This is a genomic window from Cloacibacterium caeni (assembly GCF_907163125.1).
GTDB lineage: Bacteria > Bacteroidota > Bacteroidia > Flavobacteriales > Weeksellaceae > Cloacibacterium > Cloacibacterium caeni_B.
In genome coordinates this window covers 290,687-305,851 of record NZ_OU015319.1, presented here as the reverse complement: position 1 = coordinate 305,851, position 15,165 = coordinate 290,687, and the positions used below count along the sequence as shown (strand labels likewise).

At 39.3% G+C, this 15,165-nt stretch carries 12 protein-coding genes; 11 read left to right on the top strand and 1 reads right to left on the bottom strand.

Annotated elements, in window-relative coordinates; all coding sequences use genetic code 11:
• The first annotated feature begins 7 nt into the window (after window positions 1-7).
• The gene (locus KKQ79_RS01400) at window positions 8-3,109 is read left to right on the top strand and encodes a type I restriction endonuclease subunit R (protein ID WP_213188637.1); all 3,102 of its coding nucleotides are present in this window, start codon (window positions 8-10) and stop codon (window positions 3,107-3,109) included.
• Between the two features lie 10 nt (window positions 3,110-3,119).
• The gene (locus tag KKQ79_RS01395) at window positions 3,120-3,992 is read left to right on the top strand and encodes an Abi family protein (RefSeq protein WP_133159950.1); all 873 of its coding nucleotides are present in this window, start codon (window positions 3,120-3,122) and stop codon (window positions 3,990-3,992) included.
• Between the two features lie 196 nt (window positions 3,993-4,188).
• Here the strand turns inward: KKQ79_RS01395 and KKQ79_RS01390 are convergent, their stop codons facing one another.
• Window positions 4,189-4,380 carry a hypothetical protein gene (locus KKQ79_RS01390; RefSeq protein WP_213188636.1) on the bottom strand — a complete coding sequence of 64 codons (192 nt, stop codon included), beginning with the start codon at window positions 4,378-4,380 and terminating at the stop codon, window positions 4,189-4,191.
• Between the two features lie 353 nt (window positions 4,381-4,733).
• Here KKQ79_RS01390 and KKQ79_RS01385 point away from each other — a divergent pair, with 353 nt between their 5' ends.
• The 9 genes from KKQ79_RS01385 (at window position 4,734) to KKQ79_RS01345 (ending at window position 15,161) form a co-directional block, all read left to right on the top strand.
• A complete protein-coding gene (locus KKQ79_RS01385; protein ID WP_213188635.1) occupies window positions 4,734-5,906 on the top strand; it encodes an IS4 family transposase in 1,173 nt (390 codons plus the stop codon).
• Between the two features lie 769 nt (window positions 5,907-6,675).
• Window positions 6,676-7,059, top strand: coding sequence for a hypothetical protein (locus KKQ79_RS01380; protein WP_069797733.1), 384 nt, complete (start codon window positions 6,676-6,678; stop codon window positions 7,057-7,059).
• A 26-nt stretch (window positions 7,060-7,085) separates the two neighbouring features.
• Complete coding sequence (locus tag KKQ79_RS01375; protein WP_213188634.1) at window positions 7,086-7,709, top strand: DUF3347 domain-containing protein; 624 nt, start codon at window positions 7,086-7,088, stop codon at window positions 7,707-7,709.
• A 14-nt stretch (window positions 7,710-7,723) separates the two neighbouring features.
• Complete coding sequence (locus tag KKQ79_RS01370; protein WP_213188633.1) at window positions 7,724-9,007, top strand: efflux RND transporter permease subunit; 1,284 nt, start codon at window positions 7,724-7,726, stop codon at window positions 9,005-9,007.
• A 2-nt stretch (window positions 9,008-9,009) separates the two neighbouring features.
• On the top strand, window positions 9,010-10,968 hold the full coding sequence (locus KKQ79_RS01365) for an efflux RND transporter permease subunit (protein WP_213188632.1): 1,959 nt from the start codon (window positions 9,010-9,012) through the stop codon (window positions 10,966-10,968).
• Between the two features lie 18 nt (window positions 10,969-10,986).
• The gene (locus tag KKQ79_RS01360) at window positions 10,987-12,234 is read left to right on the top strand and encodes a TolC family protein (protein WP_213188631.1); all 1,248 of its coding nucleotides are present in this window, start codon (window positions 10,987-10,989) and stop codon (window positions 12,232-12,234) included.
• Entirely contained in the window at window positions 12,231-13,481 is a 1,251-nt protein-coding gene (locus tag KKQ79_RS01355; protein ID WP_250131165.1) for a heavy metal-binding domain-containing protein, read from the top strand. Before KKQ79_RS01360 ends, KKQ79_RS01355 begins: the two co-directional genes overlap by 4 nt.
• An 11-nt stretch (window positions 13,482-13,492) precedes the next feature.
• Window positions 13,493-14,698: an efflux RND transporter periplasmic adaptor subunit gene (locus KKQ79_RS01350; protein WP_213188630.1), complete on the top strand. Its 1,206-nt coding sequence runs from the start codon at window positions 13,493-13,495 to the stop codon at window positions 14,696-14,698.
• A 1-nt stretch (window position 14,699) separates the two neighbouring features.
• The gene (locus KKQ79_RS01345) at window positions 14,700-15,161 is read left to right on the top strand and encodes a heme-binding domain-containing protein (RefSeq protein WP_213188629.1); all 462 of its coding nucleotides are present in this window, start codon (window positions 14,700-14,702) and stop codon (window positions 15,159-15,161) included.
• Window positions 15,162-15,165: the final 4 nt, after the last annotated feature.

Here is a 15,165-nt window from a genome sequence, read left to right as displayed (position 1 = left end):
AACTACTATGTACAGCACCATCGCAGAAACCAGCAATTTTATTGTTTTAGACCGTTATAATAAATATTCTTCACTGAATGAATCTCCAGCAGGTTTTCAGTCAGAATCTGCTTTAGAACGTGAATTTATCCAAGATTTAATCAATCAAGGATATGAGAATCCTTCTGGTCTTACTACATTGCAAGCCATGTTGGCTAATGTAAGGGTGCAGTTACAGGCTTTAAACAATATGGTTTTTACCGATGAAGAATGGGCTCGCTTTGTAGAAGAATACTTAGACAGACCCAGTGAAGGTATTGTAGACAAAACCAGAAAACTGCATGATAATTACATCCATGATTTTGTGTTTGATGATGGTCATATCCAAAATATTTACTTGGTAGACAAAAAAAATATTACAAGAAATAAACTACAAGTTATTTCACAATTCGAACAAAAAGGTCGTCATGCCAATCGCTATGATGTTACCATTTTAGTCAATGGCTTGCCAATGGTTCAAGTAGAACTCAAAAAAAGAGGAGTTGCCATAAGAGAAGCTTTTAATCAAGTGCATCGCTACAGCAAAGAAAGCTTCAATAGTGAGAATTCACTTTTTAAGTACCTGCAAATTTTTGTAATTTCTAATGGTACAGACTGCCGTTATTTTGCCAATACGGTAAAACGAGATAAAAATAGTTTTGATTTTACCATGAACTGGGCTAAGGCGGATAATACTTTAATCAAAGACCTCAAAGATTTTACAGCCACTTTTTTTCAAAAACAAACGCTGCTAAATGTTTTGCTTACGTATTCAGTTTTTGATGTAAGTGATACTTTGCTCATTATGAGACCCTACCAAATTGCAGCAACAGAAAGAATGTTATGGAAAATTAAAAGTTCTTTCGAAGCTAAAAAATGGTCTACCACAGAAGGAGGGGGCTACATTTGGCATACTACCGGTTCTGGGAAAACATTAACCAGTTTCAAAGCAGCTCGTTTAGCTACAAAACTAGATTTTATTGATAAAGTCTTCTTTGTAGTAGACCGCAAAGATTTAGACTTTCAGACCATGAAAGAATATCAGCGCTTTTCTCCCGACAGTGTTAATGGATCAGACAGCACTGCGGGTTTAAAGCGAAATATTGAAAAAGACGACAATAAAATCATTGTAACCACCATTCAAAAACTCAACAACCTCATGAAAACCGAGAATGACTTGCCAATATACCAAAAGCAAGTGGTTTTCATTTTTGATGAAGCACACCGTTCTCAATTTGGGGAAGCACAAAAAAACCTGAGAAAGAAATTCAAAAAATTCTATCAGTTTGGCTTTACAGGAACACCTATTTTTCCTCAGAATGCTTTAGGTGCAGAAACTACCGCCAGTGTGTTTGGTAGAGAACTACACTCTTACGTGATTACAGATGCCATAAGAGACGAAAAGGTATTGAAGTTCAAGGTAGATTACAATGATGTTAGACCTCAATTTAAGAGCATTGAAACAGAAATTGACGAGAAAAAATTGACAGCGGCAGAAAACCAAAAAGCTTTTTTACACCCTGCTCGTATCAGAGAAATTGCTCAATACATTTTACAAAATTATAAATTTAAAACCCACAGAACTCGTGGAGGCAATACTGGCTTTAATGCCATGTTTGCTGTGAACAGTGTAGATGCAGCCAAATTATACTACGAAGAACTGAACAAACAGCAAAAACAAAGTGATAATCCGCTTAAAATCGCTACCATATTTTCTTTTGCAGCCAATGAAGAACAAAATGCCATCGGTGAAATCCCTGATGAAAACTTTGAACCTTCAGCTATGGATTCTACGGCTAAAGAATTTTTAACCAAAGCGATTGAGGATTATAATACAATGTTTAGAACCAGCTTTGGGGTAGATAGTAAGGAATTTCAAAACTATTACCGTGACCTTGCCAAAAGGGTAAAAAACAAAGAAATAGACCTCCTCATCGTAGTGGGTATGTTCTTAACGGGTTTTGATGCACCTACTCTTAATACTTTATTCGTAGATAAAAATCTACGTTATCATGGTTTAATGCAAGCGTTTTCGCGTACCAATCGTATTTATGATGCTACAAAAACATTTGGCAATATTATCACTTTTAGAGATTTAGAATCAGACACCATAGATGCCATAACTTTATTTGGAGATAAAAATACCAAAAATGTAGTATTAGAAAAAAGCTACAAAGAGTATTTAGAAGGCTTTACAGATTTAGCAAACGGTACTGCACGCAGAGGTTTTATTGAGATTGTAAAGGAGTTAAATGAAAAATTCCCAAACCCAGACGAAATCGTCACAGAGAAAGATAAAAAAGAATTCTCTAAACTATTTGGTGAGTATTTGCGTGTAGAAAACATCCTCCAGAATTATGATGAGTTTACCCATCTAAAAGCTTTACAAACTATAGACCTAAATGACGAAGAAGCAGTAAATGTTTTCAAAGAAACTTATTTTGTCACAGACCAGCAATTAGCAGAATTGCAAGAAATTAAGTTGTTACCAGAAAGAACCGTTCAAGATTACAGGTCTACTTATAATGACATTCGAGATTGGTTGCGTAGAGAAAAAAATGGCAAAGAAACAGAAGAATCTCAAATAGATTGGGACGATGTAGTTTTTGAAATAGATCTATTAAAATCTCAAGAAATAAACCTAGATTATATTCTAGAATTGATTTTTGAACACAATAAGAAAACCACAGACAAAGCAGCTTTAATAGAAGAAATCCGCAGAGTGATTCGTGCCAGCATTGGCAACAGGGCAAAAGAAAGTTTAGTGGTAGATTTCATTAATGATACAGAATTAGACTCTATCGAAGATAAGGCAGGAATAATTGATACATTTTTCAATTATGCTCAGCGTAAACAGAAAGCAGAAGCTATCGAAATAATCACCGATGAAAATCTAAACGAGGAAGAAGCCAAACGATACATCACCACTTCATTAAAAAGAGAATATGCCAGTGAAAACGGAACAGAGCTCAATGCACTATTGCCAAAAATGAGCCCTTTAAACCCTCAATATTTAACCAAAAAACAAAACGTCTTCCAAAAAATATCTGCATTTGTAGAAAAATTCAAAGGCGTAGGTGGTCAAATTTAATATATTATTTATGGGTAGAGTTGCACTAAGTATTGATGATCAGATTAAAAGATTGGAAGAAAAAGGATTGGATTTATCTTGTTATGAAACTTCCAAATTGAAAGAAATCTTACTTGATATAGGTTACTATAGACTTGGTTTTTATACCTATTATTTCATGGACGATGAAAAAGAGAACTTCTTAAATGGAATTAAAATTTCTGAAATAATTGAATTGTATTATATGGATATTGATCTTAAGTACATTTTAATGAAGTATATTAATAGAATTGAAATTAATTTCAGAACTAAATTAATTTATTATCCGTCAATAATTAATAAGCAAGATCCTTTTTGGTTTGTTGATGAAGCTTTAATGAAAAAAGATTTTGTTGAAGACTTCAAAAAAAGGTATGATGACAATTTCAAAAGAGATAATTTAATGTTGAAAAAGCATCACATAAATCATCCTGCTGATATTTACGCTCCAGCATGGAAAACATTTGAATATCTCTCCTTTGGATCCATTATTACTTTATTCGATGCAATAAAGGATTTAGAAATAAAAAACAGAATCTCAAAATTATATCAAGTAAATGATTTAGGTAAATTTATGAGATTAATACATGCGGTTAGACAAATTAGAAATATCTGTGCTCATAGCAATGTATTATTTGATTTTTCCTTACCACAGAGTTTAAGTTCGCATCCGAAAATAAATTACAATAATGGTGACCGAAACTCTTTAGATGCCTCATTAAAAGTTATTGCATTCTTTTTAGAATCAATTTCTATAAATCGATTAGCAGAGTTTAAATCTGAAATTTATTCTTTTTTTGAAAAACACAAAGTGAAGCCTCACTTATTAGAAATTATAAGAAATCATATAAAATATTTGGATTAATATTTGCTTTATATAAAAATCTTTGTAATTTTGCAACATAAAAGTGCCTCACTAGACATCGCGCTCTCTTGGTGCACTATAAAAAAATATTTGAGCCTGGTTTCCCAGGCTTTTTTATTTTTACACAGAAGTTTTCCAATACTAACCCGCTCTCCGAAGTCTCCAGACTTCGGAGCTTATAAATAGGTAAATTCCATCAAAACCTCACCCCCTTAGCAATCAAACCATCCACCTGCAGCTTCACCCATTCTTGGGTAGGAGTTTCTAACTTTGCAATGGCGTAAGCACCTTGTAAATAATCAAAAACCTCATCATCATATAGCGCAGAAAGAAAAACATACAAATTTTTCCTATCCCTGTTCTCAAAATAATCCTCATCAAAATTCACAATCGTATCTGCTGCATCTTCCCAACGCTCCTGAAAATAACCATCAAACTCAATTTGCTTTCTACAGTAATTTTTCGCCTTGTGCTTTTTTTAGTTTTTTGCTGATATTAAGACCTAAATATGTTCCTTTTTTTTAGAAACTCAGTATGGAAATATTGGTCGAATATTTTAGAATGATATTCTTTTAGAATAATTTGTACAGAATCGGTTACAGAAAATAGAAATTTTCAATAATAGTAATAGGTTATTTGTAATTTTATGTTAATCTTTCAATAGCGTCCTAAATAAAAAAATAAGAAGGAATTAAAGTAACTCAAAGTATCTTTGAGGTTGCACAACAAAAAAACCTTCTTATGGACTCAAAATTAACATTATTTTCTCAGATTATTTCAAAAATAGACCGAGGGATTTTCAAAAAAATAGTAATTGAGAAGAAAACCGATTACCGAAATAAAGGATTTGATAGTTGGAACCACTTAGTTTCTATGCTTTTCTGTCATTTTGCCAAAAGCACTTCGGTTCGGGACATTTCCAACGGACTTCGCAGTGCCACAGGAAACCTGAATCATTTAGGGATAAAAACAGCACCTTCCAAATCTTCTATTAGCTACCAGAATGGAAAACGAGATGCAGATTTGTTTAAAGACGTGTATTTCAAACTATTAGAACAATTAGGACAGCACACGAAAGAAAGACGGATAAAACTCAAAATAAAAGTTCCTGTCTATTTATTAGATTCTACCCTTATTTCTCTATGCCTGTCTTTGTTCGATTGGGCAACATATCGAACTAAAAAAGGAGCCGTGAAAATGCATACCTTACTTGAATATGACGGGAAACTTCCTGTTTATGTGAATATTACCAAAGGAAGTGTTGCTGATAACAAGGGAGCGGAAAACATTCCTTTGGAAAAGGGAGCAGTCATTGTTGCAGACAGATTCTATAACGATTTTCCAATGCTCTCTATTTGGGACAGCAAAGGTGTTTTCTTCGTAATAAGACATAAAGAAAATCTGAAATTTGAAACTTTACAGGAACGAGAACTTCCACCAAAAGGAGCTCAAAGCATCCTAAAAGACGAAGAAATAGTACTCTCAAATCCTTTATCCAAAGAAAAATATCCAAAAAAATTAAGAAGAGTGGCTATTTGGGATAATGAAAACAAGCAAACCATTGAAATGATTTCCAATAATTTCTCTTGGGCTGCTTCTACCATAGCAGAATTATACAAGCAAAGATGGCAAATTGAGATCTTTTTTAGAGATATCAAGCAGTTGCTTCACATCAAAACCTTCATTGGAACTTCTGAAAATGCAGTGAAAATCCAAATTTGGACGGCACTTATCACTATTCTCATTCTGAAATACCTGAAATCCATCGCTAAATATAATTGGCAATTATCAAATCTGGTAGCTTTTATCCGATTGAATATTTTTGTTAAAATTAATCTTCAATTTTGGCTCGACAAACCATTTGAGCAACCGCCTGAAACCCCCAAAAACTATTATCAAGGGGTTCTTTTTTGAAATTAAATGTAAAGCTAAATGTAAAATAGGTATTTAGGCTGTTTCTATTTTTAATAATTTTTTTTTAGGACAGTATTGAAACTTCAAAAATATTTCCTAAATTTGTACTGTTTATACTTTATAATGCACGGTAATTTAAAAATACTATTCCTTTCCTTTACACTCGCGTTATTTCTGGCGCCGGGGATATCTTTAGCTTGCAGCAAAAAGGAGAAGCAGCTTTTTAAAAACCGGGCACATACGGAAACTTTCATCAAACAGTCATTCGCGACGATCCACCCATCTTGCGACAGTGGCGATTGCAAAGACAAATGCTGTCACACCAAATCACACAATTGTCAAACTGAAGGATGCTCAGGAAACTGCAGCGGAAACCTTTGCAGTTCTGCTCAATACACCCTTTTAGTCTACAGAAATTTCTTAGAGGATTCCAAAACTGAAGCCTCCGGCTACTATAGCAAAAATTCCAATTTCTATTATCAGAATCCTCATTACTCCTGTGAATTCCATACCGTTTGGATACCGCCCAAAATAGGGTAATACTTCTTTCTTACAGCCCGAGTTATGTCCGGTCGTGAAGAGTTTTTTAACACTTTATCCCTGATGACTTATCAGCGCTGTATATTCCTTTGAACTTCAACTTTTCCTTTAAAAGTAAATCTTTCACAAAAGATTTTCCTTTTGGAGCGAGGACGCTTTTGAAGATCTGAATGTTCGTAAGCAGTTTCTTAACAAGGAAACTTAAAATTAACCTGTAATCTAAAATTTAATGAAAAATATTCTTTTGGGAATACTGGCTTTTGCATCGGTATTTCTCGTTTCCTGCAACAATTCAAAAGCTGAAAACACCCAAATCTCGGTCGCAAAGTTCACCACCGGCGACATTGTTCCGCACGATCAGGTATGTATGGTAAATAACGCCTATATGGGTAAAAAACAACTCGAAGTACAGCACGAAGGTAAAACGTATTACGGCTGCTGCGAAAACTGCAAACTGAGAATCCCGCAGGAAGAAAATGCACGAATGGCATACGATCCGATTTCTCATCAACTCATCGATAAAGCAACCGCAATTATAGCGATATCCGATAAAAACGACAATGTCGTGTACTTCGAAAACAAAGCAAACTACGAAGCCTTTTTTAATAAATAATAAATAACCTTTAAACTTATAAAATAATGAAAATACTAGTATTCAGCCTTTTGGCAATCGGAACATTGGCACTCACTTCTTGTAAAGAAAACAAAGAACAGAAAAGCACTACTGAAACATCCATGCAGCACGATATGAGCATGATGTCTGACAATTCAGCAATGGGCGATATGCCTATGGATGAAAAGGTAACCGTGATTGACGCAAAAAAAACTTCCGCAAATCTTACAGAACTCTATTCCCATTACACCCACCTTACATTTGCACTCTCAGGTGATGATGATAAAGAAGCAGTTAATACAGCCAAAGGAATTCTGGAAGCATTGCCTAAAATAAACAAAAAGGGATTTTCCGCTGAACAGAAAAAAGAATATGCAGAACTGGAATCAAGCATTAAGGAACACGCACAGCATATTGCGGATAATGCCGGAAACATTGATCATCAGCGCGAACATCTGGATTTAATGAGTGAAGATTTTTACGACCTGCTGAAAGACTTCGGAACATCAAAAACGGTGTACAAAATATTTTGTCCAATGTATAACGATAACAAAGGCGCTTTTTGGCTTAGTGATTCACGTGAGGTGAAGAACCCTTATTACGGCAAAAAAATGGCTTCATGTGGTGAGGTTCAGGAAGAAATTAAGTAAATAGATTCTAAATCATGATTCAAAATTTAATCAAACTCTCCCTCCGCAACAGGTATTTCGTTTTGCTGATTGCAATCGGCCTTTTTATCTGGGGTATTTTTGCGGTAAGGGACAATCCCATCGATGCCATTCCGGATCTGAGTGAGAACCAGGTCATCGTTTTTACCGAGTGGATGGGCAGAAGTCCCCAGATTATTGAAGATCAGGTGACTTTTCCTCTGGTCAGCAACCTTCAGGGAATACCGAAAATTAAGAACATCCGCGCCTCTTCCATGTTTGGGATGAGCTTCGTGTATGTTATTTTCGAAGATAACGTGGACATTTACTGGGCCAGAACCCGGGTAATGGAACGGCTCAACTATGCCCAACGCCTACTCCCGCAAGACGTAACGCCTACGCTCGGACCGGATGGCACCGGTGTTGGTCACGTTTTCTGGTACCATTTTGATGCACCCAAAATGGATTTGGGAGACCAGCGCGCACTCCAGGACTGGTACGTGAAATTTGCCTTGCAGACGGTTCCCGGTGTCGCGGAAGTGGCATCCTTTGGCGGCTTCGAAAAACAGTACCAACTTATCGTAGATCCTGTAAAATTGCAGTATTACAACGTCTCCCTCATGGAGGTGATGAATAAGGTAAAGGCTAACAACAACGATGTAGGAGGACGGAAATTTGAGATGGCCGATATGGCCTACGTCATCCGTGGACTTGGTTACATTAAGAATGTAGCCGATATCGAAGAAATCGCGGTGGGAAATTACAACGGTATTCCCGTGCGGGTGAAAGATATTGGCTCGGTACAAATGGGTGGAGATCTTCGGCTGGGTATTTTTGATGCGGACGGTGAAGGTGAAGTCGTGGGCGGTATCGTGGTGGCACGGTATGGCGAAAATGCGGATAAGGTCATCAACGATGTGAAAGAGAAAATGAAGGACGTTGAAAAAGGACTCCCTGAAGGCGTCACCTTCAAGACATCGTACGACCGCAGTACGCTGATTGAAGGGGCAATAGACAATATTAAAACCAAGCTGATTGAAGAAATTATCGTGGTGGCAATCATTGTTATTCTGTTCCTATTCCACTGGCGAAGTGCATTGAGCATCATCATTCAGATTCCGGTCACCATTGCCATCAGTTTTATTCTGCTCAATGCGTTTGGACTCTCCTCCAATATCATGTCCCTTACAGGAATTGCACTGGCAATTGGGGTGATTGTAGATAACGGAATTATCATGTCCGAAAATGCCTATAAAAATCTCTCCGATTGGCAGAACCATCAACAAAATAAAAACCCATAACAATGAAGACCAACTGGTTTAAAAATATATTCAGAAAAAAAGACAAAGAGAAAGACAGTTACGTTAAAATTCCCGAAGACATTCGGTTGAAGATTATCGAAAAATCATCCTTACAGGTATCCAGAGGCGTATTTTTTTCTACGGTAATCATCGTGGTTTCTTTTCTCCCGGTATTTATGTTGACCGGTCAGGAAGGTAAACTTTTTCATCCGCTGGCGTACACTAAAACATTCATCCTGATTGTTGATGCAATCCTGGTGCTTACCCTTGCCCCGGTGCTCATCTCCTTTTTCATGAAGGGAAAATTTAAGGACGATAATAAAAACCCAATAAACAGAGGCTTGGAACGGATTTACGAACCGCTGATAAGATGGTGCATGAAATGGAAAAAAACCACGCTGGGAATTAATATTTTGGCACTGCTCATCAGTATTCCAATGATAATGAACCTTGGACGTGAGTTTATGCCGCCTTTGGATGAAGGATCCCTGCTCTTTATGCCGGTTACCCTTCCCGATATTTCAAACTCTGAAGCCAAAAGATTACTGCAGGTACAGGATAAAATCATTAAGGGAATTCCGGAAGTGGATCATGTCCTCGGAAAAGCCGGAAGAGCCAACACGGCGACAGATAATTCACCCATCTCCATGATTGAAACCATTATTTTGTTGAAACCGCAAAGCGAATGGCGCGAGGGCAAAACAAAAGATGATCTCATCAATGAGCTGAATGCCAAACTGCAGATTCCAGGCGTAACCAATGGCTGGACCATGCCGATTTCCAACCGAATCAATATGCTTTCAACCGGGATCAGAACGGATGTGGGCGTAAAAGTATACGGACAGAACCTGGACAGTATTGCCGTCCTTTCAGAAAAGATTAAAAAGGAACTCACCGGTATTGAAGGAATAAAAGACATGTACGTAGAACCCATTACCGGCGGAAAATATGTGGACATTCAAGTGAAACGCGAAGAAATAGGAAGATACGGCCTAAGTGTGGATGATGTAAATGCCGTCGTGGAAAGTGCGCTCGGCGGAATGAAACTCACCACCACCGTGGAAGGCCGACAGCGCTTTTCGGTAAATGCCAGATACGGCCAGGATTTCAGAAATAATGTGGAATCTCTGAGAAGACTCCCAATGCAGACGATGGAATTTGGTTCCATTCCGCTAAGTGCAGTGGCGGACATTCGTCTTACAGAAGGACCACCAATGATCAATTCTGAAAATGCCATGTTACGCGGAACTGTTCTGTTCAACGTCCGTGATCGGGATTTAGGCAGTACCGTAGCAGAAGCACAGAAAAAACTCAACAGCATGGTCACCAAAATGCCTAAAGGCTATTTCGTGGAATGGAGCGGCCAGTACGAAAACCTGATTCGAGGAGAGCAGACTTTAAAAATGATTATGCCCCTCGTATTAATCGTGATCTTTCTTTCCATGTACTTTGCATTCAATTCTTACCGCGAAGCTTTCTTTAATCTCATCAGTATTCCTTTTGCCTTAATCGGCGGCGTTTTTATGATTTCGATTTGGGGGGTGAACCTTTCCGTAGCAGTAGCAGTAGGATTTATTGCCCTATTCGGACTTGCGGTGGAAACCGGAATCGTGATGGTCATCTACCTGAACGACGCCATGGTTCAGCTTATTGCAAAAAATGGCAACTCAAGGGAGACCATCACCAATGAAGAACTTCGTGAATATGTCATTCATGGTGCAGCCAAAAGATTAAGACCAAAGATTATGACGGTTTGCGTGACCCTCTTCGGGCTTGTACCCATCCTGTGGAGCCACGGCGTGGGAAGTGATATGATGAAACCAATCGTATTGCCGATGGTTGGTGGTGTTTTCACTTCGGCCATTCACATCCTTTTGGTAACACCAATTATCTTTTATATGCAGAAGGAATGGGAACTGAACAAACTAGGGAAAATTGACGTCCTCGACGCTGCCCATTAATCCTTAAATGATTACAAAATGAAAAAATTAATAATAACAGCAGTACTGGCCTTCCTTTACACTACCATTGATGCTCAGCAAATGTCCCTGCCCGCAGTAATGGACAGTATCGCAGCCAACCATCCGGTGGTAAAAATGTACAATGCCGAAATCCGGTCAATGGATGCTGCCGCAAAAGGAGCAAGAAGCTGGATGCCTCCAACCGTAGGAGCAGGTTTCTTTATGACGCCCTATAATGCAAAACTCTGGCAGCGCGACGGCGATATGCTCGGCATGGGCTCAGTAGCAGTTTCGGTGGAACAGATGTTTCCTAACAGAAAGAAACTCAACGCCAACGAAAATCTGATGAAGGCAATGTCTGCTGTAGAAAAGGAAAAACTTTATGCCGCCCTCAATGAAAACTTTCAGGATGCAAAAAAACTGTATTACAGTTCCATTGTCCTGGATAAAAAGCTGAAGGTCGTTAAGGAAAACGAAAAGATGCTGGACTTTATGATTAGAAACGCCGAAATCCGGTACAAAAACGGACTTTCCAAAATATCCGCCTATTACAAAGCCAAAGCGGCTCTCGGAAGTTCAAAAAACATGCAGCTCATGTATGAGAATGACCTGCGCGTCAACCGCATCCGGTTGAATGCCCTCATGGGAAGAGACCCGCTCGCGCCACTGGAGATTGAACCGGAATACAACCTGAATGATTATTCTCTCGAGACTTTTGGTCAGGATCTATTTTATCAGAACAGAAGTGATCTCCGCGGCATCGACCGGGAAATCAATATTGCCAAACTCAAACAGGATCTGGAAAAGCAGAATCTAAAGCCGGAATTTGGCGTAAAGTTCGAAAACATGTTTGGTTTTGGCGGCCAGCCCATGCAGTTTTCTCTGATGCTGATGGCAAAACTGCCTTTCGTATCCTGGGCTTCAGGCATGAATAAAGCCAATATTGAAAGCCTGAAACTGAAAGAAGAAGCCTTGCAGGCACAGAAAGAAATGATGGTTAACGAATACAGCGGAATGGCCTACGGAATGCGCAATGAACTGGATCTGAATAAAAATCAGCTGAAACTCTATGAAGACACCATTATTCCGGCCTTAAAAAACAACTACAAATCCATGCAGTTGGGCTATGAGCAGAATACGGAAGAACTCTTCATGTTATATGACGCATGGGAACAGCTGAATATGGCCCAACTGGAATATTTCGAGATCCTTACCAAAGCACTGCAGACGCAAACTGAAATTGACCGCTTAATTGAAAGAAGATGAGAAAAATTATAATATTCACTATGCTTTTATTTGGTTTGACGGCGTGTGACAAAGTTAAGTTCTGGGAAGATAAGCACTCGGCAGAAGCTGCAATGCATACTTATACCTGTCCGATGCACCCGGAAGTGATTTCAGACAAACCCGGCAAATGTCCCAAATGTGGGATGGATTTGGTCCTGAAAGATGCCCCTGAAAAAAAGGAAGAGGGGATTAAACTCGACGATCTGTTGAAACCAACCAATGAATTTGTAGTGTCGGAACAGCCCGTAATAAAAGTAAAAAGAGAAAACATACCCACCACGGTTGATGCTTTAGGGACGGTAGAATACGATACTCGACAGATTGGCAGTATTTCCTCACGCGTTGCGGGCCGTATCGAGAAACTCTATGTGCGGTATAAATACCAGAAAGTGTCGAAAGGGCAGCGTATTTTAGATATATACAGCCCGGAACTTTTAACCGCACAGCAAAACCTGCTCTTCGTTATTAAAAATGACCGCTCAAACAAAACAATGATCGATGCTTCACGCCAGAAACTCCTTCTTTTGGGAATGCCGGCTTCACAGATACAGAAAGTCATCCAGCGAGGGAAACCTGATCTCACAGTTCCGGTTTTCAGCAATTACAGCGGACACATTCAGCAGGCAGGATCGGCCGGAAGCATGGGGTCATCACCACAATCTGCACCCGCAATGGCTTCAAATAACGCGGTCACCGCTGAACTACCCCTAAAAGAGGGAATGTATCTCCAGAAAGGACAGAATATTTTCAGTGTCTACAATCCCAACAGAACCTGGGCCCTGATCAATATTTTCTCTGAAGACATTGCACTGGTCAGCAAAGGACAGTCAGTCATGATCATCCCTGAAGCCAATCCTGAAAATCGCTTCAAAGGAATCATCGGTTTTATTGAACCCTTTTTCAGGCAGGGCAGCAAAACCGTAACGGCGCGCGTCTATTTTGATAATTCCACCGCAAAAATTCCTGTCGGAAGTCAGGTTAAAGCGGAGATTATGAGCCACAACAGAATGGCAGATTGGCTGCCGAAATCAGCAGTGGTTTCTTTGGGGATTGATAAAATTGCGTTCAAAAAAGTTGAAGGCGGTTTTATTGCCCACAAGGTTGTTACCGGCGCGGTGGTAGGCGATAAAATTCAGATCGTCAGTGGTTTGCTTCCTGAAGATGGAGTTGCCGAAAATGCACAGTACCTGATGGACAGCGAAAGTTTCATAAAAATTAACAGATAAAAATTGATAAGATGAAATTTAATATTTTAATGCTGGCCTTGCTGGTTTTTCTTTACTCCTGTAAAAAGGAGGAAGATCCGCATGCCGGCCACGATATCTACTACACCTGTTCCATGCACCCGCAGGTAGTCTCCGATAAACCCGGAAAATGCCCCATTTGTCACATGGATTTGGTGCCTGTCGAGAAGAAAAAGAATACTGATCCTAACGAAATTATCTTGAATGACGAGCAGGTTAAACTTGGGAATATCAAAACAGTCGCGCTATCTGATGGGTCTATGGCCGACAAACTTACCCTGACTGGAACACTCAATTTTAATCAGTACCAAATGCAGGCAGTAAGTTCCAGAGTAATGGGCAGAGTTGAACGGTTGTATTATAAAAACATTGGCGATTTTGTTCCGAAGGGGGCGCCGTTGGTCGATATTTACAGTGAAGAACTCAATAATGCAAAGCAGGAATATTTGCTGGCATTAGAAAGACGCAAACTGTTTGTCGGCAATACTTCCATTGATTTTGATCAGTTGCTCCAAAGTTCCCGCAACAAGCTTTATTTATGGGGAATGTCCGAAAGCCAGATCAAACAGTTGGAAAGATCAGGAAAAGCCACACCTACTACTACCGTGTTCAGCAATGCAGCCGGGTACATCACCGATCTGAGCATTGCTGAAGGTGATTATCTTGCGGAAGGCGGCACCATCGTGAATCTGGCAGACCTTTCATCGCTGTGGGCGGAGGCGCAGGTTTATTCCTCTCAAATGGCTCTCCTTCAGAAAGACAGCAAGGTCACCGTATATATTCCCGATCTGGATAATTTGAAGATTAATGGGAAGGTTGATTTTACAAACCCTGAAATAAGCGCCTCCAGCAGGATAAATCTGGTTCGCATTTCCGTGCCCAACAAAGGAAATCTGCTGAAACCCGGCATGCCGGTATATGTTCTGGTGGAAAACAAATCCCGTGATGGTCTTTCAATGCCTGTGGATGCGGTAATCAGGAATGGCAAATCTTCCACGGTGTGGGTGAAAACCGCGAAGAACACCTTCGTCAACAGAATGGTGGAAACGGGTCTCGAATATGAAGACAGAATAGAAATCACATCCGGAATTAAGGCGGGGGACGAAGTAGTGGTTTCCGGGGCCTATCTGCTGAACAGTGAATACATATTCAAGAAAGGGGTTGATCCCATGGCGGGTCACGATATGAGCACCATGTAATATGAGAAAATTGAATATGATAGGCTGGCTGGCGGTGCTAGTGGTGGCTATTGTTTTAGTCATTCAGGTCATACCGGTGGAGCGTAATGTCTCCACCGTTCCGCCAGGTCAAAGTTTTGAAAAAACCGAAAAGGTGCCCGCCAACGTGGCTGCAATCCTTAAAGTTTCCTGCTATGACTGTCATTCCAATAACACCCGTTATCCCTGGTATTCGGAATTAAAGCCGGCCGCATGGTTGATGGCCAGGCATATTAAAAAAGGTAAAAAAGAACTCAATTTTGATGAGTTCAATGATTATTCAAAAAGACGGAAAAAAGCAAAAATAAAAAGCATAATTAGCCAGATTGAAAAAGACGAAATGCCTTTAAAATCTTATCTACTGTTGCACAGTGATTCCAAATTAACAGCAGAGGAAAGAAAGATGCTGTTAGATTTTTTTACTTCAAGAACAAACCCACAATAAACCG